This window comes from Arenimonas malthae CC-JY-1, from assembly GCF_000747075.1.
In the GTDB taxonomy this organism is placed as follows: domain Bacteria; phylum Pseudomonadota; class Gammaproteobacteria; order Xanthomonadales; family Xanthomonadaceae; genus Arenimonas; species Arenimonas malthae.
This window is the reverse complement of sequence record NZ_AVCH01000188.1, coordinates 1-21,324: the sequence shown is the minus strand read 5'-3', so window position 1 is coordinate 21,324 and position 21,324 is coordinate 1. Positions and strand designations below refer to the sequence as shown.

General features: G+C 70.8%; 21 protein-coding genes. 6 read left to right on the top strand and 15 right to left on the bottom strand.

Annotated elements, in window-relative coordinates; all coding sequences use genetic code 11:
• Together N790_RS16490 and N790_RS12300 are read left to right on the top strand one after the other, a co-directional pair.
• Positions 1-406, top strand: a 406-nt coding sequence (locus N790_RS16490) for a hypothetical protein (protein ID WP_043804580.1), incomplete at its 5' end; no start/stop codon positions are given.
• Positions 403-1,335, top strand: a complete 933-nt coding sequence (locus N790_RS12300; RefSeq protein WP_043804570.1) for a tetratricopeptide repeat protein — start codon at positions 403-405, stop codon at positions 1,333-1,335. The genes N790_RS16490 and N790_RS12300, both read left to right, overlap by 4 nt.
• A 3-nt stretch (positions 1,336-1,338) precedes the next feature.
• Here the strand turns inward: N790_RS12300 and N790_RS12295 are convergent, their stop codons facing one another.
• Complete coding sequence (locus N790_RS12295; protein ID WP_052385919.1) at positions 1,339-1,698, bottom strand: MGMT family protein; 360 nt, start codon at positions 1,696-1,698, stop codon at positions 1,339-1,341.
• Positions 1,699-1,740: 42 nt separating this feature from the next.
• On the opposite strand from N790_RS12295, the gene N790_RS12290 reads away from it, so the two are divergent.
• A complete protein-coding gene (locus N790_RS12290; RefSeq protein ID WP_043804568.1) occupies positions 1,741-2,148 on the top strand; it encodes a hypothetical protein in 408 nt (135 codons plus the stop codon).
• Between the two features lie 15 nt (positions 2,149-2,163).
• Here N790_RS12290 and N790_RS12285 read toward each other — a convergent pair whose 3' ends face one another.
• The 3 genes from N790_RS12285 to N790_RS12275 are packed head-to-tail and all read right to left on the bottom strand — an operon-like array spanning position 2,164 to position 6,020.
• Positions 2,164-4,221, bottom strand: a complete 2,058-nt coding sequence (locus N790_RS12285) for a hypothetical protein (RefSeq protein ID WP_043804567.1) — start codon at positions 4,219-4,221, stop codon at positions 2,164-2,166.
• A 40-nt stretch (positions 4,222-4,261) separates the two neighbouring features.
• Positions 4,262-5,386 (bottom strand): inorganic phosphate transporter, encoded by a 1,125-nt coding sequence (locus N790_RS12280; protein WP_043804566.1) that lies wholly within the window; start codon positions 5,384-5,386, stop codon positions 4,262-4,264.
• A 4-nt stretch (positions 5,387-5,390) separates the two neighbouring features.
• Positions 5,391-6,020 carry a DUF47 domain-containing protein gene (locus tag N790_RS12275; protein ID WP_043804564.1) on the bottom strand — a complete coding sequence of 210 codons (630 nt, stop codon included), beginning with the start codon at positions 6,018-6,020 and terminating at the stop codon, positions 5,391-5,393.
• A gap of 161 nt (positions 6,021-6,181) precedes the next feature.
• Here N790_RS12275 and N790_RS12270 point away from each other — a divergent pair, with 161 nt between their 5' ends.
• Positions 6,182-7,498: a hemolysin family protein gene (locus tag N790_RS12270; RefSeq protein WP_043804563.1), complete on the top strand. Its 1,317-nt coding sequence runs from the start codon at positions 6,182-6,184 to the stop codon at positions 7,496-7,498.
• A gap of 36 nt (positions 7,499-7,534) precedes the next feature.
• A complete protein-coding gene (locus N790_RS12265) occupies positions 7,535-8,143 on the top strand; it encodes an exopolysaccharide biosynthesis protein (RefSeq protein WP_043804561.1) in 609 nt (202 codons plus the stop codon).
• Here the strand turns inward: N790_RS12265 and N790_RS12260 are convergent.
• The 3 genes from N790_RS12260 to N790_RS12250 form a co-directional block, all read right to left on the bottom strand.
• Entirely contained in the window at positions 8,132-10,264 is a 2,133-nt protein-coding gene (locus N790_RS12260) for a putative bifunctional diguanylate cyclase/phosphodiesterase (protein ID WP_052385918.1), read from the bottom strand. The genes N790_RS12265 and N790_RS12260 overlap by 12 nt on opposite strands.
• A complete protein-coding gene (locus N790_RS12255) occupies positions 10,261-11,193 on the bottom strand; it encodes a phosphate/phosphite/phosphonate ABC transporter substrate-binding protein (RefSeq protein WP_245593788.1) in 933 nt (310 codons plus the stop codon). Before N790_RS12255 ends, N790_RS12260 begins: the two co-directional genes overlap by 4 nt.
• A 65-nt stretch (positions 11,194-11,258) precedes the next feature.
• A complete protein-coding gene (locus N790_RS12250) occupies positions 11,259-12,029 on the bottom strand; it encodes an RNA methyltransferase (protein ID WP_043804559.1) in 771 nt (256 codons plus the stop codon).
• 77 nt (positions 12,030-12,106) lie between these two features.
• On the opposite strand from N790_RS12250, the gene N790_RS12245 reads away from it, so the two are divergent.
• Positions 12,107-12,913 carry an inositol monophosphatase family protein gene (locus tag N790_RS12245; protein WP_043804557.1) on the top strand — a complete coding sequence of 269 codons (807 nt, stop codon included), beginning with the start codon at positions 12,107-12,109 and terminating at the stop codon, positions 12,911-12,913.
• 69 nt (positions 12,914-12,982) lie between these two features.
• On the opposite strand, the gene secF is transcribed toward N790_RS12245, so the two are convergent.
• From secF to N790_RS12205, 8 genes are all read right to left on the bottom strand, one after another.
• Complete coding sequence (gene secF / locus N790_RS12240; RefSeq protein ID WP_052385921.1) at positions 12,983-13,915, bottom strand: protein translocase subunit SecF; 933 nt, start codon at positions 13,913-13,915, stop codon at positions 12,983-12,985.
• A gap of 57 nt (positions 13,916-13,972) precedes the next feature.
• The gene (gene secD, locus N790_RS12235; RefSeq protein ID WP_043804553.1) at positions 13,973-15,850 is read right to left on the bottom strand and encodes a protein translocase subunit SecD; all 1,878 of its coding nucleotides are present in this window, start codon (positions 15,848-15,850) and stop codon (positions 13,973-13,975) included.
• A gap of 56 nt (positions 15,851-15,906) precedes the next feature.
• On the bottom strand, positions 15,907-16,248 hold the full coding sequence (gene yajC / locus N790_RS12230; protein WP_156970068.1) for a preprotein translocase subunit YajC: 342 nt from the start codon (positions 16,246-16,248) through the stop codon (positions 15,907-15,909).
• 51 nt (positions 16,249-16,299) lie between these two features.
• On the bottom strand, positions 16,300-17,418 hold the full coding sequence (gene tgt / locus N790_RS12225; protein WP_425388038.1) for a tRNA guanosine(34) transglycosylase Tgt: 1,119 nt from the start codon (positions 17,416-17,418) through the stop codon (positions 16,300-16,302).
• Between the two features lie 5 nt (positions 17,419-17,423).
• Positions 17,424-18,458 (bottom strand): tRNA preQ1(34) S-adenosylmethionine ribosyltransferase-isomerase QueA, encoded by a 1,035-nt coding sequence (queA, locus tag N790_RS12220; RefSeq protein ID WP_043804549.1) that lies wholly within the window; start codon positions 18,456-18,458, stop codon positions 17,424-17,426.
• A 32-nt stretch (positions 18,459-18,490) separates the two neighbouring features.
• Entirely contained in the window at positions 18,491-19,093 is a 603-nt protein-coding gene (locus tag N790_RS12215; RefSeq protein ID WP_043804547.1) for a response regulator transcription factor, read from the bottom strand.
• Entirely contained in the window at positions 19,090-20,226 is a 1,137-nt protein-coding gene (locus N790_RS12210; protein ID WP_052385917.1) for a sensor histidine kinase, read from the bottom strand. The genes N790_RS12215 and N790_RS12210 overlap by 4 nt, the downstream gene beginning before the upstream one ends.
• Before the next feature lie 11 nt (positions 20,227-20,237).
• A partial coding sequence (locus N790_RS12205) for a CIA30 family protein (RefSeq protein WP_043804545.1) occupies positions 20,238-21,324 on the bottom strand: 1,087 nt, incomplete at its 5' end.

Below are 21,324 nucleotides of genomic sequence, written 5' to 3'. Positions count from 1 at the left end.
GGAGAAGAACCCTTTTTTTGCGCTGATGCTCGGCGGCCTTTGGCTGGCCCTACCCTGGTTCGTGTTCAACGGCATCGCACTTGGCAGCGCCACCCGCGTGCGCGAGTGGATCGCGCTGGCGGTGGCGGCCGCTGGCACCTTCCTGCTCGCTACCGTGCTGATCGCACTCAACGAATCGGGCGTACTGGAGGGAACTTCACTCCGGCTGGCGGCTCTTTCGATGGTCGCGCTGAAGCTCGGCATGGGCTATGCGGTGGTCATCCTGCAAACTCGAGGTTTCGAAATCTGGCAGTACTTCGGCGGCGCACCGCGCAACGGCGTCTTGGTGGTAGTGTTGGGTATGTTGGCCACCCCCTTCGTCCTCGGGCCACTGCAAGGCAGCATCTACTGGCTGGTACTGGAATGACGGCGCGCGACTCGCACCACGCCCTCCGGAGAGCCCAGGCCCAGGCCGAACGCGGACAACTCGACGCAGCCATCGACACCCTCGCCAACCGTCTGGGCAATGACCCTGACGATGCCGAGGCGCACGCCCTGCTTGCCATGTGCCTGGTACGTCGCAAGCGCTTGCATGCCGCGGATCTCGAGGCGAGCTCTGCGCTGGCACTGGCGCCCGACAGCGTGCTGGCACACGTGGCCGCCGCCAGCGTAGCCCAGGCAAAGGGCCGCCCCAAGGTAGCCGAAGCACATTTGCATGCGGCCCTCGAACTCGATCCGGAAGTCGTCGCAACGCGTTTGCAGCTTGTCGACCTGCACCTCTACTGGGGCAGGACCGACGAGGCAGATCGCCATGCTCAGGCGTTGTTGGTGCTTACCCCGGACGACCCGGCGGCTTGCGTGGCCGCGGCAGAGGTTGCGTTCGCCCAGGGCCGAATGGCGGAAGCCTCGGCCCTGGCTGTGGAGGCACTTGAGCGCAATCCCGAGCAAGTGTCCGCGCTTGTGTTGCACGGCCGCTGCGAACTGGCAGCCGGTCGGGTCGATGCTGCGCGTGACCATGCCGTCTGGGCACTCCAGCTCACACCGGAGGATCCTTCGGCCCTGGCGCTGCTTTGCGGCATCAAGGCTCGCAAGAGCTGGTTTCTCGGCCTTTGGTGGCGATTCCAGACGTTCGTCACCTCGGGAAGCGGTACCCGAACGGTGCTTATCCTCCTCGCGGCGTTCCTTCTCTACCGAGCCACCGGAATCTTGCTGGAAGAGGCGGGACGCGAAGACCTGACGGTTCCGCTGCGCAACCTTTGGCTGGGCTTCTGCGCCTACACGTGGTTCGCGCCTGCGCTCTTCATGCGATCGCTGCGCAAGGAGCTCGACCAGGTCCGGCTGCGGCCTGACTTCTGACCCTCAGCGCGGCGGCGGCGCCCAGAGCATCTCGTCGAGCGTGGCCGCGGCGGACTGGCCGCGCACCCGCCCGCCCTCCACCCGCACGCCTTCGGCGCGCAGGCGCTGGACCTGTTCGTCGAAGCCTTCGGAGCCCGGCGGGAAGGCCACCCGGCCGTCGGACCGCAGCACCCGGTGCCAGGGCAGGCCGGGCTCGTCCCCCTCGGAAAGGATGCGCGCCACCAGCCGGGCCCGGCCCGGCAGGCCGGCGCGCCGGGCGATTTCCCCGTAGCCGGCCACCTGCCCGCGCGGCACCGCGCGCACCGCGGCCAAAATGAGGCGGCGGTGCTTTTCGGCCGGGTTTTCGGTGGGTTTTCCGGGCATGGGGGTTTAGGATAACGCTCCCCCCGTTAGAACCGTCCAGACATGCAGAACTTCGAACAGATCCGCGGCCACCTCCAGGGCAAATACAAGCTCACCGCCAGCGAGCCCTACCTGGCCTGCGTGCAACTGTCGCTGGACAAGGGCAAGCGCCACCAGAGCATCTTCCTGTCGGAGATGGTCGGCGAGGACGAGCGCCCCTACCTGCGCGTGAGCACCGTGATCGCGCCGATGACCGGCATCGACGCCCGCCGCATGCTGTCGTTCAACTGGGAGAGCCGCGTGGGTTACCTGGCCATCGGCGAACTCGACTCGGTGCCCTACCTGCAGCTGTGCGAGAACCGCCCCTACGACACCCTCAACGCGGCCGAGATCGACCGCCTGGTGCTCGAGATCGGCGGCCTGGGCGACCAGATGGAGCGCATGCTCTCCGCCGGCGGCGACCTGCTCTGAGGTCGGTCGCCTCGCCTACCGGGCGAGCACGGAGGCCCGCCACCGCGCGGCGACGTCACGCTCCCGCATGAGGTCGCGCGCGCCGGGATCGGGCGGCAACCGCCACAGCTGCGCTTCGCCGGACACCGCCTCGCGGCGCGCTCCCAGTTGCGCCAGCGCCGCCGCCACGGCCGGATCGCCGGCTTCGCGCAGGCTCACGTGGGTGAACCCATGGTCCAGGAGCAGGCGCCGCCAGGCCTCCGCCGAACCCGCCGCATGCGTCGCCGCTTCCTGCAGCGCCGGGTCGTAGCGCGAGGGCGAAAAAGCACGGCCGCCGAACTCCGCGACCGCCGGGGATGGCGACAGCACCAGCAGCCGCGCGTCGGCCTGCCCGCGCAGCAGCGGCCCCCAGGCGCGTTCCGGTGCATATTCGAGCCACAGGGCCTGCCGCGCCGCTTCGCGCGGCTGGAACGCCTGCAGCGGCGCACCGGTGCGCCATATCCACGAGCCGTTCGCGAAAAACGCCACGTTCGCGCCCCAGGCCAGGGCCAGCAGCGCCGTGCCCGCGCGGACGCCCCCCAGGCTGCGGCAGGTGGCGACCAGCGCAGGCAGGCCGAGCAGCATCGCCGGCAGCACGTAACGCGCGTACTGGATGAAAAGCAGCGGCAGCAGGCCGGCGACCAGGGACACCCAGGCCAGGGTTCGCGCCGGACCGGGGCGCAGCAAGGCAAGCAGCCACGGCCCGGCCAGCAGCACCAGCAGGAAGCCGGCGCTGCCGGCAAAACCTTCGTCGTAGCGGGGCGACTCGAAGGCCATGCGCCAGGGGATGTCCCAGGACAGGCCCGCGAGCCAGCGCGAGTCGATCATCCGGCCGGCCGCGTAGTCGTTCGGAAACCAGTCGTTGAACAGGGGCAGGAGCGGGTTGCCGGCAATCGCCACCGCGTAGGCATAACTCGAGCCGCCGGCGAAGACGGCCAGCATCGCGCCTCCCGGCAGCGCCCGCCAGGGCAGGCGCGCCCGCACCAGCCAGAGCCACCAGAGCCCCAGCGGGAAGAGCATCAGCACAAGGCTTGCCTTGGTGGCCACCAGGCCACCCGCGAGCACGGCCAGGGCCGGCAGGTCGCGCGACGCGACCGGCCCGCCGTCGGCGGCCCCGGCGGCACGCGTGGCGAGCACCGCGGCCAACACCAGGCCGAGCGCCGCGGCGGGCAGCTCCACCTGCATGCCACCCACCAGCCACGCCATCATCGGGACCGAAGCGGCCAGCGCCACGGTGGCGAAGGCGGCCGCGCGGTCGCCACCGATCGCCTGCGTGGCCTGGAAGCCTCCTGCGGCCACCAGCAGCACCCACGCCATGTTGAGCGCGCCGCGGCCTTCGGCACCGGCCATCACCTGCACGATCGCGTGCAGCACGTCCGGCGACCAGGGCGCGAGCGCCCACGACTGGGACCGCACGTCGAGCCGGTAGTAGCCCAGTTGCTCAAGCTGCGCCGGCAGGGCGAGGTGGTAGGCCAGGTCGTCGTAGGCCAGCGTGGGCAGCCACGCGGCGGTGCTCAGCAGGCCGACGCTGGCGACCGCCCACGCCGCCGACCGGGGCGCGGCGTCGACGGCGTCGCGCCACCCGGCGTGCAACTGCTGCAAGGAGGCCAGCACCGGGCGCCAGCGCCAGGCCAGCAGGGCCAGCAGCGCCGGCCAGTAGGCCGCCGCGTGGTGGACCGGCAGCGGCAACAGCCAGCCCACCGCGCCGGCGAGCAGCACCAGGCCGAGCGCCAGTTGCAGCGGCGCCGCGCGTGCCGGGGCGATGCGCCCGCCCAGCGCGATCGCCGCCAGGCACAGCACCAGCGTCGCCAGCACGGGGCCGGCGCCGGCGAACACGAGCAGCGGGGCGGCCCAGAGCAAAGCGAGGGCATTGGCCAGGCGCAAACGCAGCGGCTTCGCGGCGAGCGCGGACAGCAGCACCGGCAGGAGCAGGAGCACCAGCGTCTGGCGCAGCGGCCGGCCGCGGAGATCGTCCAGTGCAGGCGTGACCAACAGGCCCAGCAGGAACAGTACCGGGCCGCCCAGCAGCAGGAGGCGTTGCAGTTTGAAAGGCATCCACGCGGGAACGTGCATGCCGCCGGACTCAGGACAGGCCTCAGGTCCAGCCGAGCGCTTCAAGGCCCTTGAACATCAGCCAGGCCAGGCCACCCGAAGCCGGGATGGTCAGGATCCAGGCCCAGACGATCTTCTGGATCACCGACCAGCGCAGCGCGCGCGGGTTCTTGGCCACGCCCACGCCCATGATGGCGGTGGAAATGCTGTGGGTGGTGGACACCGGCATGCCGAAGTGCGCGGCCAGGGTGAGGATGGTGGCCGAGCTGGTTTCCGCGGCGAAGCCGTGGATGGGATGCAGCTTCACCATCTTGTGGCCCAGCGTCTTGATGATGCGCCAGCCGCCGGCGGCGGTGCCCGCGGCCATCACCAGGGCGCAGGTGACCACGATCCAGGTCTCGATGCCCTCGCTGTCGCCGGGGTGCATGAAGGCGAGCCACGACGGCAGGTTGTCGAGCGTGCCGGAGGCTTCGGCGCCGATCAGCGCCAGGGCGATGATGCCCATGGTCTTCTGCGCGTCGTTGGTGCCGTGGGCGAAGCCCATGTAGCCGGCGGAGAAGATCTGCGCCTTGCCGAACAGCGCATTCACCCAGCGCGGGCGCGAGATGCGGGCGATCCAGCCGCCGGCGCCGTTCATGGCGCTGATCACGGCCATCAGGGTGCCCATCATGACCAGGCCCAGGAAGAAGCCCGCCACCGGCGAGCTGATCATGGGCACGATCACCTTCCAGAAGATGCCCTGGCTCTTGGTCCAGTCCTCGGCCACGCGCGACCAGATCAGCACGTCGAAGTTGTTGCCGGCCGCGGCCAGCGCGGCGCCGATGAGGCCGCCGATCAGGGCATGGCTGGACGAGGACGGCAGGCCGAACCACCAGGTGATCAGGTTCCAGACGATGCCGCCGGACAGCGCGCAGATGATCAGCTGCGAACTCACGTCCACCACCTCGGCGTCGATCAGGCCCGAGGAGATGGTCTTGGCGACCGCGGTGCCGGCCAGGGCGCCGATGAGGTTCATCGACGCCGCCAGGGCCACGGCCTGGGTCGGGTTGAGCACCTTGGTGGCCACCACGGTGGCGATGGAATTGGCAGTGTCGTGGAACCCGTTGATGTACTCGAACACCAGGGCCGTCAGGATGACGGCCAGCACCAGGACGAGGGCGGTGGTCATCGGCTCAGGCGTTCTTGAGGACGATGCCGTAGATCACGTTGCCGGCGTCGCGGCAGCGGTCGATCGCCTTCTCGAGGATCTCGTAGAGGTCCTTGAGGATCAGGTAGCGCATCGGGTCGGTTTCGTTGAGGTAGGTGTCGCGGTAGAGCTCGAGGATCAGGCGGTCGGCCTCGGCCTCGATGGCCTGCAGCTTGTCGTTGAGCTGCTTGGTGGTTTCCAGCGCCATGCCCTTTCGCAGCAGCCCCACCATCTCCTCGAGCACGGTGCAGGCGCGCTCGAGCATGGCGGCGCGCGGGATGAAGTCCACGTCGGCCACGCGCTCGGAGGCCATCGCGTAGCGCTCGGCGAATTTCTCGACCACCTTGGGGATCTTGTACAGCGCGTTCGACAGCGCCTCGATGTCCTCGCGCTCGAGCGCGGTGACGAAGGTGTTCACCAGCTCCTGGCTGATCTCGGCCGCCAGGTCCTTCTCGCGCTGGCGGGCCAGCTTGAACTTCTCGAGGCTGCGCTGGGCCGGCGGGGTGGCCAGCAGCTCGCCCAGGGCCCGGGCGCTTTCACGGGCGGCGGCGGCGCTGGATTCGAGCAGGCCGTAGAACTTGTCGCCCTTGCCGAAGATGGTCTGGAGGGAAAACATGCGCAATCCTCAGTCTGGCCGGGCTGCCCGGCCTTCGAATGGCGCATATGTTACACCGGCGTGACAGCCGGCACCCCGGGGCCGGGGGGCCGGTATGGCATAGTTGCGGGCATTCCCCACCCCCGCATCCGGAGCTTTCCGCCGGCCCCGTCCGGTAGCCCATGACCCTCGAACTCGCCCTCGTCCTGTTCCTCATCCTCTGCAACGGTTTCTTCGCGCTGTCGGAGATGTCCGTGGTGACCTCCCGCAAGGCCCGCCTGAAGCAGCAGGCCGCCGAGAGCCGCCGCGCCAAGGCCGCCCTGGAGCTGGCCGAACACCCGGAGCGTTTCCTGTCCACCGTGCAGGTGGGCATCACCTCGATCGGCATCCTCACCGGCGTGTTCGGCGGCGAGAGCATCGGCAACCAGGTGGCCGAGGCCATCACGCCGCTGGGGCTGGACCCCGAGCTGACCCAGGGCATCGGCACCGGCGTCGCCGTCACCCTGATCACCTACTTCTCCATCATCATCGGCGAGCTGGTGCCCAAGCGCATCGCCCTGCTGGCGCCGGAGAAGATCGCCGCGGCCGTGGCCCTGCCGATGAAGTGGATCTCGCTGGCGGCCACGCCCTTCGTCTGGCTGCTCTCGCTGAGCACCCGCACCCTGATGCGCGTGATGCGGCTCGACCGCGGCCAGGCCGACCAGGTGACGGAAGAGGAGATCCGCATGCTGGTGGCCGAGAGCCACGAGCAGGGCGTGATCGACGCCGACGAGCGCAACATGATCAACCGCGTCCTGCGCCTGGGCGACCGCAGCAGCGCCGGCCTGATGACGCCGCGCACGCGCATCGTCTGGCTCGACGCCGCCGCCTCGGTGGAGGAGAACCTGGCGGTGATGCGCGAGACGCCCTACGCCCGCTATCCGGTCTACCGCGGCTCCGACGCCGAGGTGCTGGGCATCCTGGAAGTGAAGTCGCTGACCGGCATGATCGGCCGCGAGGGCGCCCGCGCCGACCTGTTCCGCGACCTTCGCCCGGCCCTGTTCGTGTCCGAATCGACCCAGGCCATGAAGCTGCTGGAGATCTTCCGCGAGGAACAGCAGACCCTGGCCCTGGTGGTGGACGAATACGGCGACGTGCAGGGCATGGTGTCGGCCAACGACCTGCTGCACGCCGTGCTGGGCCGCGTGCAGACCACCGAGACCCCGGAGGCCGAGGCGCTGGTGGTCACCCGCACCGACGGCTCCTACCTGGTGGACGGCCGCCTTTCCACCGAGGAACTGCGCGAGCTGCTGTCGCTCACCAGCCTGCCCGACGAAGAGGACAGCGACTACCACACGGCCGCCGGCATGGTGATCGCCCGCTTCGGCCGCATCCCGCACGCGGGCGAGCACTTCGACTGGGGCGGCTGGCGCATCGAGGTGGTCGACCTCGACGGCGCGCGCATCGACAAGCTGCTGGTGGCGCGCCTGCCCGAGCCCGAGCGCGAAGATGGGATTTAGACCGGATAAAGCCGCCGCGCCCCATAGTCCCGGGCCATGACCCCCGCTGAAATCAGCACCCGCGCCCTGCTCGACACGCTCGCCGAGGGCAATGGCGACGCCGGTCCGCTGACCCTCGGCGGCGTGCTCGACCAGTTCCGTGCCCGCGCCTTCGGCATCTTCCTGCTGCTGTCGGTGCTGCCGGCCTTCGTGCCGCTGCCCGTGGGCGCCGGCGCCGTCAGCGGCCCGCTGGTGAGCCTGGCCGGGCTGCAGCTGCTGGCGCTGATGGCGCATCCGTGGGTGCCGGGGTTCCTGTCGCGCCGCCCGCTCTCGCGCGAAAGCATGGCGAAGTTCCGCGACCGCACCTCGGGCCTGCTGCGCAAGCTCGAGAAGCTGAGCCGCCCGCGTGCGGAAGGCGTGATCGACCGCCCCGCCGCGCGCCTGTTCACCGGCCTGCTGCTGGTGCTGCTGGGCGGGCTGCTGGCGCTGCCCATCCCCGGCACCAACTATCCCTTCGGCCTGATCCTGCTGGCCTTCGCCATCGCCCTGATCGAGCGCGACGGCCGGCTGATGCTGGCGGCGTGGGCGCTGGGCATCGCCGAGATCGTGGTGATGGTGGTGTTCTCCGGCCACGTGGCCGGGTGGATCGCCGGCCTACTGGCCTGAGGCGTCGCGGAAAGCCCGGCGCATGTCGTTGGCCGGCATCGGCCGGCCCAGCCAGAACCCCTGCCCCTGGTCGCAGCCGCGTTCGCGCAGCACGGCGTACTGGCCCTCGGCCTCGATGCCTTCGGCCACCACGGTGATGCCCAGCGAATGCGCCATGGCGATGATGGCCGAGGTGAGCGCCAGGTCGTCCGGGTCGCGCAGCACGTCGGCGACGAAGCTGCGGTCGATCTTCACGCCGTCCACCGGCACGCGGCGCAGGTGGCTCAGGCCCGAGAAGCCGGTGCCGAAATCGTCCAGCCACACCTTCACGCCGGTGGCGCGCAGGCGCGAGAGCAGCGCGCTGGCCTGGGCCTCGTCGCCCAGCACGGCGGTTTCGGTGAGCTCGAGGTGCAACTGCTGCGGCGCCACGCCGGTGGCCTGCAGGGCGCTGGCCACCACGTCGGGCAGGTCGCCGCTGCGCAGCTGGCGCGGCGAGATGTTCACCGACACGAAGGGCGGCTCCATGCCCGGCTGCTTCCAGGTCGCGGCGTCCTGGCAGGCCTGCACCAGCACGTGGCGGCCCAGGGCCTCGATGAGGCCGCTCTGCTCGGCCACTTCGATGAACACCGACGGCGGCACCACGCCCAGGCGCGGGTGTTCCCAGCGGCACAGCGCCTCGGCGCCCATCGGGCGACCGTCGGCAAGGCGGTAGATGGGCTGGTAGTGCAGGCTCAGTTCGCCGCGCTCCCAGGCGCCGCGCAGTTCTTCCTCGAGCTGCACGCGGCGCTCGACGGCCTGGTCCATGGCCTTGGAATAGAAGCGGTAGCAGCCCTTGCCCGCCACCTTCGCCTGGTACATGGCGATGTCGGCGTTCTTGAGCAGCTGGCCGGCGCTGGCGGCGTCGAAGGGGAACAGGGTGATGCCCACCGAGGCGCCCAGGAACACCTGGCGCCCGTGCAGGATCAGCGGCCGCTGGACTTCCTCGATCAGCGCCTCGGCCAGGCGGCCGGAACTGGCGCGGATGTCGTCGGCCAGGAACAGCACGATGAACTCGTCGCCGCCGAAGCGCGCGATCTCGGCGCCCTGCCCGCCCAGGCGTTCCACCGCCAGGCGGATGCGCACCGACAGCTGGCCCAGCACTTCGTCGCCGGCTTCGTGGCCCAGCGTGTCGTTGACGCGCTTGAAGTCGTCGAGGTCGACGAACAGCAGCGCCAGTTCGCCGCTGCTGGCCTGCAGGGTGAGCAGGCGGTCGTCGAGCGCCTCGCGGAAGGCCAGGCGGTTCGACAGGCCCGTCAGCGAATCGGTGTAGGCCATGCGGCGGATGTCGCGGTCGTGCCGCGCCACCGCCTCGCTCATGCGGGTGAAGCCGCGCACCAGTTCACCGATCTCGTCCTGGCGCTCGGAGTGCAGGGTCACCTCGGTGTAGCGGCCCTGCTCGATGCGGCCGGCGGCCTCGGCCAGTTCGGTGATGGGCTGCACGATGCGCCGTTGCAGCAGCCACAGCGCGATGCCGGCGATGCCGAACATGGCCGCCAGCAGGGTGAGGATCCAGGCCAGGTGTTCGTTGCTGGCGGCCTGCAGGCGCGCCTGCAGCGGCCCCAGCACTTCCACTTCGCGCCGGGTGGCGTTTTCGCGCGACAGGCCCACCCGCACGCCGCCGATGCGCTCGCCGCCGATGCGGATCGGGCTGGCCACGTCGAGCAGCATCTCGCTCCACTGGCCGTGCGGGCCTTCGGCCTGCAGCGCCTCGTAGGCCATCGGGTCGGACATGGGCTGGCCGAAGGCCGGGATGTCGCCGGAACCGTCGTGCAGCACCTGGCCCTGGGCGTCGTGGATGATCACGTACACCACGTCGGGCTGGCGCAGGGTGGCACGGGCCAGTTCGCCCAGCTTGGCCAGGTCGAGGTAGTACAGCGGGTTGGTGGCGGCGTCGGCCAGCTGGCTCGACAGGGTTTGGCCGCGGCTGAGCAGGCCTTCGCGGGCCAGTTCGCGCACGGCGCCGGCGCTGAGCTGGCGGGCGTCTTCGTTGCTGCGGCGGGTGTGCAGCCACAGGGCCGAGAACAGGCCCACCACGACCAGCATCACGCCGGCCACCAGCCAGAGCAGTTCGCCGCGCAGGCCCAGGCGGAACGGCAGCCTCATTCCAGGGCCTCGCGCACGTCGCGGGCGCCGCGGCGCAGCTGGTCGAGCGAGGCCCGGGTCTGCTCGTCGGGCTCGTAGAAGCCGGTGGTACGGAAGAACTGGCGCAGGGCCTCGCGGGCCTGCGGGTCCTGGCTGGCGCCGAGCAGCACTTCCTTGAGCCGGGCGGCCACTTCGGGTGGCATGCCGGCGCTGACCAGCTCCATCGCGCGCGGCACCGGGCCCGTGGTGTGGATGACCACCAGGTCGCGGCGCGCGGCTTCGGAGACCCGCTGCAGCGATTCCCAGTCCTGGTCGCTGAAGCCGCCGGCGTCCACCAGGCGCTTGTGCACCCAGGCGCCGAGGTTGGCGTCGGTGTTGGCGAACACGTAGCCCACGCTGCCCGGGTCGGCTTCGTCCAGCGGCGACACCATCAGGCTCATGGGCAGGCCCTGCTCGCGCAGCACCATGGCCGGCACCAGGTAGGCGCTGGTGGAGGACGGCGACTGGAAGGCGATGGTGCGGCCGCGCAGTTGCGGGAGTTCGGTAATGCCGCTGTCGCGGTGCGTGAAGATGACGCTGCGGTACTCGCGCGAACCGCTGCGTTCGGTGAGCAGGAGCGGCCGCGCGCCGGCCTTGTCGGCAAGCAGCAGGCCGGTGCCCGGCGTCTCGGTGACCCAGTCGACCTTGCCGCGGCGCAGGTAGCTCATCATCTGCTGCGGGTCGCGCGCCATCAGCACGCGGCCCTCGGTGATGCCCACGTCCTTCATGCGCGGCACGACGTAGTCGATCAGCGGCTTGAGCTGTTCGTAGTGGCGGCGCGGGTCGTCGCTGATGCGGCCCAGGACGAGCACGCCGTCGGCGGCCTGGGCCAGCCCGGCCAGCCCCAGCAGGAGCAGGAACGCCAGACGCAGGAGGCCGCCGGACGGGACACTGGGGAACTTAGGCGTCACGAAGGGGGCGGTCCAGGGCGTGTGAAGAATGCCGGCCTACTGTATTCGGCCGGAGGGGGGCGGCGCTAGGCTCCCGGGCCGCGCGCCAGCCGGGCCATGCGCTGGGCCTCGGACAGGATGCCGCGCAGGATCTTCACCTCGCGGCTGTCCATGGCCGCCCGCAGGAACAGGCGGCGCAGCCGGGCCATCACCATTTCGGGCGCCCTGCCCTTGTGGAAGTCGATCTCTTCCAGGGTCTGGCCCAGGTGGCCGAAGAAACGCTCGAGCTCGTCGGCGGTGGCCGGGGGCTCGGCCTCCGGGGCCGGGCCGGGCACCGGGCGACCGCTGGGCAACCCGCCGCCGGCGGCCTCGAGCACGGCCAGGCGCAGTTCGTAGGCCAGCACCTGCACGGCCGCGGCGATGTTGAGCGAGCTGAAGCCAGGGTGGGTCGGGATGCAGACCGAGGCGTGGCAGCGCTGCAGCTCCTCGTTTTCCAGGCCGGTGCGCTCGCGGCCGAACAGCAGGGCCACCGGGCCCTCGGCGGCGGCGGCGACCAGTTGCCGGGCGGCCTCGCGCGGGCTGAGTTCGGGCAGGGGAACGGTGCGACGGCGGGCGCTGGTGCCCACCACCAGCCGGCAGCCGGCCAGCGCGGCGTCGAGGTCGGGCAGCACGGGGGCGGCGGCCAGCAGGTCGTCGGCGCCGGCGGCCAGGGCCACGGCCTCCGGGTCGGGGAAACGCTCGGGCGCGACCAGGTGCAGGGCCGACAGGCCCATGGTCTTCATGGCACGCGCGGCGGAGCCGATATTGCCCGGGTGCTGGGTGCCCACGAGCACGATGCGGATATTTTCGTTTTCCAACCTGTTATCCTTGCGCGGCGCCGGCAACGACCGGCCCCTTGTTCTTCACACAATCCAGCGGTCATTCGGACGGGAATATGCAGAAACCTGTCGTCAACGTCATGGTCAAGGCGGCCCGTTCGGCCGGCAACCTGATCTTGCGCCACATGGGCAAGCTCGACGCCCTCAACGTCTTCGAGAAATCGAAGCAGGACTACGCCAGCGAGGTCGATTCCCAGGCCGAGGCGGAGATCATACGCGAGCTGCGCCGGGCCTTCCCCGACTACGCCATCCTGGGCGAAGAGTCGGGCGCCATGGGCAAGGGCCGCTACACCTTCGTCATCGACCCGCTGGACGGCACCTCGAACTATCTCCGGGGCTGGCCACACTTCTGCGTGTCGATCGCCCTGGTCGAGAACGGCGAGCCGGTGCACGGCGTCATCTTCGATCCGCTGCGCAACGAGCTGTTCACGGCGTCCAAGGGCGCCGGCGCCCTGCTCAACGACAAGAAGATCCGCATCGGCGAGCGCAAGGACCTGGCCGGCGCCCTGCTCATCACCGGCTTCCCGCCGCGCGAGCGGGCCCGCCTGGCCCCGCACCTCGACGCCCTGCGCGCGACCCTGGCCGAGGCCGAGGACATCCGCCGCACCGGCTCGGCCGCGCTGGACCTGGCCTACGTGGCCTGCGGCCGCGCCGACGCCTACTTCGAGGCGGGCGTGAAGCCCTGGGACATCGCTGCCGGCCTGCTGCTGGTGCGCGAGGCCGGTGGCCGCGCCTGCGACTTCCGCGGCGGCGCCGACATGCTGCTGATGTCCGGCCAGATCATCGCCGGCAACCTCAAGATCAGCGACGTGCTCCAGCGCGCCGTCGTCTCCTCGAACTACGCCGCCGCGTTCTCGGTCTGAACCCTGCCCGGCGGCAAAAAGAAAGGCCCGCACTCGTGCGGGCCTTTTCTTTTCCTGCGAACGCAGGCGTTACGGCCGACGCGCCAGCTCGGCTTCGACGTCGGCGCGGGCCTTGGGCATCAGGTCCTGCTTGGTCACGCCCAGCAGCAGCAGGATCGGGCAGGCCACCAGGATCGAGGACAGGGTGCCGATGACGATGCCGACCATTTGCGATTCGGCCATGCCCTTGAGCGACTGGCCGCCGTACAGGTATAGCGCCAGCACGGTCAGGAAGGCCACGAACGAGGTGATGATCGTGCGCGACAGGGTCTGGTTGACCGAGCGGTTGAGCACTTCCTTCGGCTCGAGCTTGGCCAGCAGGCGGAAGTTCTCGCGCACGCGGTCGAACACCACGATCTTGTCGTTGATCGAGAAGCCCATCACCGACAGGATGCCGGCCAGCACGGTCAGGTCGAACTCGTGCTGGTTGAAGGCGAACCAGCCGCAGACCAGCAGGATGTCGCCCAGCGTGGCGACGACCGCGGCGATGGCGAACTTGAACTCGAAGCGGATGGCGATGTAGGCCAGGAAGCCCAGGGCCACGAACACCGCCGCGTACACGCCGTTGAGCGCCAGTTCGTTGCCGATCTGCGGGCCGACGAAGTCGCTGCGGATCACCCGGCCCGGGTTGTCCGGGGTCTGGGCGGCCTGCAGGATCGCGGTGCCGGTCTGTTCGGTCGGGGTGGCTTCCTGCGGGCCCGCGCCCTCTTCCTGCTCGGGCGGCTGCAGGCGGATGACGATGTCGTTGCCGGAGCCGAAGGTCTGCACGATCGGGCTGTCGTAGCCGGCGGCGTCCAGGCGCTGGCGCACGCCCTCGACGTCCATGGGCTTCTCGAACTCGACTTCCACCACGGTGCCGCCGGTGAAATCAAGCGCGTAGTTGAAGCCCTTGGCCGCCAGGGCGCCGATGGCGGCGACCATGAGGATGACGAACACCGCCAGCGCGGCATGGCGCGCGCGCATGAAATTGATGTTGCTGTTGGACGGGAAGAGTTCCACGCCGTCTCTCCTGGGAAACGTTTAGATCGAGACCTTGGCGAGCTTCTTGCGCTTGCCGTAGATCAGGGTGGCGATGCCGCGGGACACCGAGACCGCGGTGTACATCGAGGTCAGGATGCCGATGATGAGGGTGATGCCGAAGCCGCGGATCGGGCCGGAGCCGAACACCGCCATGGCCACGCCCGCCAGCAGCGCGGTGACGTTGGCGTCGGCGATGGTGCCCGAGGCCTTGTCGTAGCCGTTGGCGATGCTGGCCAGCGGCGTGTTGCCGTTGCGCAGCTCCTCGCGGATGCGTTCGTTGATCAGCACGTTGGCGTCCACCGACATGCCCACCGTGAGCGCGATGCCGGCCAGGCCGGGCAGCGTCAGGGTGGCGCCGATCATGGACATCACGGCGATCACCAGCAGCAGGTTCAGCAGCAGCGCCAGGTTGGTGACGATGCCGAACATCTTGTAGTAGACGAGGAAGAAGATCAGCACGAAGCCGAACGACCAGAACACCGCGGTCAGGCCGCGCTCGATGTTCTCGGCGCCCAGGCTCGGGCCGATGATGCGCTCCTCGATGATCACCATCGGCGCCGCCAGCGAACCGGCGCGCAGCAGGCGGGCCAGGTCGGCCGCTTCCTGCTGGCTGTCGAGGCCGGTGGTCTGGAAGTTCTTGCCGAACACGCCCTGCAGCTGGGCGGCGTTGATCACCTCCTCGCTGACGCGCGAGGTGCGCACTTCCTTGCCGTCCACCATGCGCACTTCGGGGATGGTTTCGATGTACACGGCGGCCATCAGCTGGCCGACGTTCTCGCGGGTGTGGGCCAGCATGCGGTTGCCGCCGGCGCTGTTGAGCTCGATCTGCACCGCCGGGGTGCCCGACTGCGGGTCGGGGTTCGAGGTGGCGTTGACCAGCTGGTCGCCCGAGACGATCACGCGGCGCGAGAGCAGGATCGGGCGCGGCTTGCCGTCCGGGCCGAGCTCGCGGCTGTAATAGAGCCGGGCGTTGGCCGGCACGACGCCGGTGGCCGCGGCCTGCTGGGCGTTGGCGCCATAGTCGATGACGTGGCGGTATTCGAGGGTGGCGGTGGCGCCGATCAGCTTGCGTGCCTCGGCGGTGTCCTGCACGCCGGGCAGCTGCACCACGATGCGGCTCTCGCCCTGGCGCTGGATCACCTGCTCGCCCACGCCCAGGCTGTTGATGCGGTTGTCGAGCGTGGTGCGGTTCTGCTCGATGGCGCCGTCCATGATCGTCTTGACCAGGGTGGGCGTGACGCGCGCGACCAGGCGTTCGGGCTGGGCCGGGTCCCACTCGAGCAGCAGCTCGGGGGCCTCGCGGCCGATCGCCGCGCGCACCGCCGCCATGTCGTCGGCGTTCTTGAGCAGCACCTGGATGCCTTCGTTGGTGCGCGAGACGCTGGTGTAGGCGAACTTGCCTTCGCGCAGCACGCCCGAGATCTCGTCGGCGAAGGCATTGCTGCGCTTCTCGATGGCCGCCTGCTGGTCCACCTCGAGCAGGAAGTGCACGCCGCCCTGCAGGTCCAGGCCCATGGACATGGGCCGGGCGCCGGCGGACGTCAGCCAGTCGGGCACGGTCGAGGCCAGGTTCAGCGCCACCGTGTACTGGGTGCCGAGCTCGGCGCGCAGCAGGTCGGCGGCGCGGGTCTGCTCGTCCGGGTTGCTGGTGCGGACCACCAGGCGCTCGCCTTCGATGGCGACCGACTTGGCCGCGACCTTGGCCTCCTCCAGCTCGCCCTTCACCCGCAGCACGAGGGCGTCGTCGACGACGGCGCCGCGGTTGGCCGCCACCTGCACCGCCGGGTCCTGGGGATACAGGTTGGGCAGCGAGTAGAAGGCGGAAAGCGCGATCACGATCGCGGCGACGACGTATTTCCAGGTCGAATACTGAAGCATGGGCGACAACCGTTGGCGGCCCGGTCAGGGCCGTGGGTGATTCGGATGGGGACGGCTCAGGCCGACTTCAACGTGCCCTTGGGCAGGACCGCGGTGATGGCGCCGCGCTGGACCTTGATGGCCACCTTGTCGGCGACCTCGACGGTCACGAAGCTTTCGCCCAGGTCCTCGATGCGGCCGGCGATGCCGCCGTTGGTGAGCACTTCGTCGCCCTTCTGCAGCTTGGCGACCAGCTCGCGGTGCTCCTTGGCCTTCTTCATCTGCGGGCGCAGCAGCAGGAACCAGAACACCACGAACAGGATGATCAGCGGCAGCAGGCTCATCAGCGGGTTGGCGGGGGCCGGGCCACCGGCGGCCTGGGCAGCGGCGGGGGAAACAAGAATATCGAGCAGGGACATGGACTTAGCGTCTCAAGGTGGAATCAAGCGTTCAAGTATGCCACAGGCACCCTACCCCCCTGTAGGAGCGGCCTGGGCGCGGGCGGCGTGGAATGCGGCCCGGAATTCCCGGAAGCGGCCGGCGTCGATGGCGGCCCGGATGTCGCGCATCAGCTGCTGGTAGTGGTGCAGGTTGTGGATGGTGGCCAGCATCGAGGCCAGGATTTCGTTGCAGCGGTCGAGGTGGCGCAGGTAGCTGCGTGTGTAGCCGCTGGCGCAGGTGTAGCAGGTGCAGCCCGGTTCGATCGGGCGCAGGTCCCTCTCGTACTGCGCGTTGCGGATGCGCACCTGCCCGCCGCGCACGAAGTAGTGGCCGTTGCGGGCGTTGCGGGTGGGCATGACGCAGTCGAACATGTCGATGCCCCGCGCCACCGCTTCCACGATGTCCTCGGGCTTGCCCACGCCCATCAGGTAGCGCGGCTGGTCCTCCGGCAGCAGCGGGCACAGCGCTTCGAGGGTGGCGTCGCGCTCCTCGGGCGGCTCGCCCACGGCCAGGCCGCCCACGGCGTAACCGTCGAAGCCGATGGCCTTGAGCCCTTCCGCCGAACGCGCCCGCAGCTCGTTCCAGGTGCCGCCCTGGACGATGCCGAATAGCGCCGCGTCGTTGCCTTCGTGCGCGCGCTTGCTGCGCTCGGCCCAGCGCAGGCTGAGCTCCATGGACTTGCGCGCCACCGGCTCGGTGGCCGGGTACGGCGTGCATTCGTCGAAGATCATGACGATGTCGGAATCGAGCGAGCGCTGCACCTGCATGCTCACCTCGGGCGACAGGAACACCTTGGCGCCGTCGGTCGGCGAGGCGAAGGTGACGCCCTCCTCGGTGATCTTGCGGCGCTTGGCCAGCGACCACACCTGGAAACCGCCGGAATCGGTGAGGATGGGGCCGTTCCACTTGCAGAAGCCGTGCAGGCCGCCGTGCGCCTCGATCACTTCCATGCCCGGCCGCAGCCACAGGTGGAAGGTGTTGCCCAGGATGATCTCGGCGCCGATGGCGCGCAGCGATTCGGGCAGCATGGCCTTGACCGTGCCGTAGGTGCCCACCGGCATGAAGGCCGGGGTTTCCACGGTGCCACGCGGGAAATGCAGGCGGCCGCGGCGGGCCGGGCCGTCCTGGCCCAGCTTCTCGAAGCGCATGCGGCTCACGCGGCGGCCTCCGGGAACAGCAGCATGGCGTCGCCGTAGCTGAAGAAGCGGTATTTCTCGCGCACCGCGTGGGCGTAGGCGGCCAGCACGCGCTCGCGCCCGGCGAAGGCGGAGACCAGCATCATCAGCGTGCTTTCCGGCAGGTGGAAGTTGGTGACCAGCGCGTCCACGGTGCGGATGTGGTGGCCGGGGAAGATGAAGATGTTGGTGTCTCCGGCGTAAGGCTTGAGTTCGCCGCCGCGGGCGGCGGTTTCCAGCGCGCGCACCACCGTGGTGCCCACGGCGACGACCCGGCCGCCGGCGGCGCGGGTGCGCGCCACCTGCTGGCACAGTCCGGCGCCCACGTTCAGCCATTCGCTGTGCATCACGTGCTCGTGGATCGAATCCACCCGCATCGGCTGGAAGGTGCCGGCGCCCACGTGCAGGGTGACGTGGCCGAATTGCACGCCCCTGGCCTCCAGCGCCGCCAGCAGCGGCTGGTCGAAGTGCAGGCCGGCGGTGGGCGCGGCCACGGCGCCGGTGTGGCGCGCGAACAGGGTCTGGTAGCGCTCGAGGTCGGCCTGGCCGGCCTCGCGCTGGATGTAGGGCGGCAGTGGCATGCGGCCGGCGCGCAGCAGCAGCTTTTCCAGCGGCTCCTCGGTGAGGAAGCGCAGCCGGTAGAACTCGCCCTCGCGGCCCAGCACCTCGATGGCCGTGCCCTCGTCGAGCGTGATGCGGCCGCCGGGCTTGGGCGACTTGCTGGCGCCCACCTGGGCCAGCACCTCGTGGCCGCCGACCAGGCGCTCGAGCAGGATCTCGACCCGTCCGCCGGTGTCCTTGGTGCCGAACAGGCGCGCCGGGATCACCCGCGTGTCATTGAAAACCAGCAGGTCGCCGGCCCGCAGGTACTCGGGCAGGTCGCGCACGTGGCGGTCGGCATAAGGCGGCGCCTCGGGCGGCACCACCAGCAGGCGGCTGGCCGAGCGCTCGGCCAGGGGTTCCTGGGCGATCAGCTCGGGCGGCAGGTCGAAATGGAAGTCGGACTTCTTCAAGGCGGGCCAAACCGTTGCGGTTGGCCATTATCTCAGAGCCAGCCCTTGGCGCGGGCAGTGCGCCAGGCTTCGATGCGGTTTTCGGCGCCGAGCTTGCCGATGGCCTCGGACAGGTAGTTGCGCACGGTGCCGTGGGAAAGGTGCAGGCGCTCGGCGATGTCGGCGGTCTTCACGCCCTCGCCCGCCAGCCGGAGCACCTGGCGTTCGCGTTCGGTCAGCGGGTCCTGTTCGCCCCACGCGGCCACGGCCAGCTGCGGGTCGATCACGCGGCCGCCGGCGTGCACCTGGCGCAGCGCGGCGGCCAGCCGGGCCGAAGGCGCGTCCTTGAGCAGGTAGCCGCGCACGCCGGCGTCTAGCGCGCGGCGCAGGTAACCGGCGCGGGCGAAGGTGGTGATGATGACCACGCGCGTGGCCAGGCCGGCGTCGTGCGCCCGCAGCGCCAGGTCCAGGCCGGTCAGGTGCGGCATCTCGATGTCGGTCACCAGCAGGTCGGGCTGGTGTTCCTGCACCGCCGCCCAGGCCGCTTCGCCGTCGCCGGCCTCGGCCACCACGGCCAGGTCGCCTTCCAGGCCCAGCAGCGCGGCGAGCGCGCCGCGCACCATCGCCTGGTCCTCGGCCAGCACGATGCGGATCATGGCGCGGGCCCCTCGAGCGCGGCCGCGGGCAGCCTCACCAGCAGGCGGGTGCCGCCACCGGGCGGGCTGTCGATCTCGAGCCGGCCGCCCACTTCGGCCAGGCGTTCCTGCATGCCGGCCAGGCCGTTTCCAGGGCGGAGGACGCCGCCGCGGCCGTCGTCGCTGATGGCCAGGCGCAGTTCGCCGCCGGCCACCGAAAGCTCCACCTCCACGCGCGTCGCGGCGGCATGGCGCAGCACGTTGGTGACGGCCTCGCGCACCGCCATGGCCAGCGCCGATTCGGCCGCGGGTGCAAGTTCCACCGGGGCCAGGCGCTGGTCCAGCCGCACCTCCGCCGACAGCAGGGCCAGGCGCGCCGCCGCCAGTTCGGCCTGAAGCCCCGCCGCGCGGATGCCCACCACGGCCTCGCGCACCTGCGCCAACGCCTGGCGCGCCACGGCCTCGACGTCGGCGATCTGCGCCCGCGCGGCCGCCGCATCGCGCTCGACCAGGCGGCCGGCGAGCTCGCTCTTGAGCGCGATCACCGACAGCGTGTGGCCCAGCAGGTCGTGCAGGTCGCGGCCGATGCGCTCGCGCTCGGCCAGCGCGGCCAGGCGGCCCACCTCGTCCTGCGTCAGGCGCAGTTCGGCGTCACGCCGGGCCTTGTCGCGCGCGAACAGCGCGCCGGCCAGCACCAGCGAAGTGAGCAACGCGGACATCAGCGACCAGCCCAGCGCGTAGCCGGCCGGCATCACGAACCAGAACTCCAGTGCCAGCAGCGCCAGCAGCAGCGCCGTCACCGCCACCGCGCGGCGGGCCGGGTAGGCCCAGCCGCACATCGCGCCGGCGTACACCAGGAAGGTGTTGCCACCGGGGTTGAACGGCACCAGCGCGAAACCCACCAGCGCCACCGCCGGCGGCAGCCAGGCGCGCCCCGCCGCGTCCCGGCGATGGAAGCGGAAATGCATCGGCAGGAAGACCGCCACGGCCACCAGGCTGGCCAGCACCGCCCTTTGCCCGCCCATCGGCGAAAAGAACAGCGGTACGAACACGAACACCAGGTAGGCCAGCGTGACCCAGGGGCTGTCGTGCAGGTCGCTGCGCCCGGCGTTGCCGGAAAGGGCGTGGCGGACGCGGGTGGGCAGGGTCTCCATCGCCGCGAACCTTAGCGGATTTCCACGTCGTCGAGTTCGAAGGCGAAGGCCCCGGCGGGCGCGCCGGCGGTGACGGCGATCCCGCGCAGCCGGGACAGGTCGGCCCCGGTGAAGTCCGCCAGCGGCAGCACGTGCGTGGCCCAGCCGGCGGCCGTGGGCAGGCGCACCGACGCCGGCGGCGTCCCGGGCGCGCCGGAAAACACCAGCACGCTCACCGTGCGGCCGTCGCCGCGCAGGCGCAGCTGCAGGCGCGTGGCGGCGCCCGCGTCCACCGCCGACATCATCTGTTCGCCCGGGTTGAAGAACGCGCCGGCCCAGGGCGTGGCGGCGCCTTCGCGCACTTCGCCGGCCACGGCCAGGGCGCCGGCGCTGCCCGCGGCACCGCCTTCCTTCCAGGCAAGGCGGGCTTCGGAGGCACCGCCGGCCAGCGCGTCGCTGGTGGGCAGCCACTGGCCGGCCGGACCCGCGGCGTCCTCGCGCTCGAAGTCACCGAGCACGCCCTGCAGCGCCGGCCGCGCTTCGTCCACGACGGCGCGGCGGTCGATGCGCGCGCCGTTTTTCCACACCGCGACGATGGCGCGGGTGGCGGTGATGTCGCGCGTCGGGTCGCCTTCGACCAAGACCAGGTCGGCGCGCAAGCCGGGCGCGATGCGGCCCCGGTCGGCCAGGCCGAAGGCGTCGGCGGGCGCCGAGGTGGCGGCGACCAGCGCCTCGCGCGGCGTCAGGCCGGCCGAAACCAGCCAGGCCAGCTCGCCGTGCATCGAGGCACCCTGGGTGGTGCCCGGGTTCGGCGCGTCGGTGCCGGCCAGGATGCGCACGCCGCCGGCATGCAGGCGGCGCACGCTTTCGCGGGCATTGGCCAGCAGGTGCGCCACCGGCGGTCCCGCGTGCATGCCCGCCGCCAGGCCTTCGCGCTGCGCTGCCGACAGCCAGGGCGCCAGCCGGGCATCGGCGCCGAGCGGCGCCGGTTCGCCGGCGAAGGCGGCCACCACCGACAGCGTGGGAACCACGAAGGCGCCCCGCCCGCGCGCCAGCGCCACGATGGCCTCGTCGGCCGGCACGTCCTGGAACACGTGCACCAGCCCGTCGGCGCCGGCC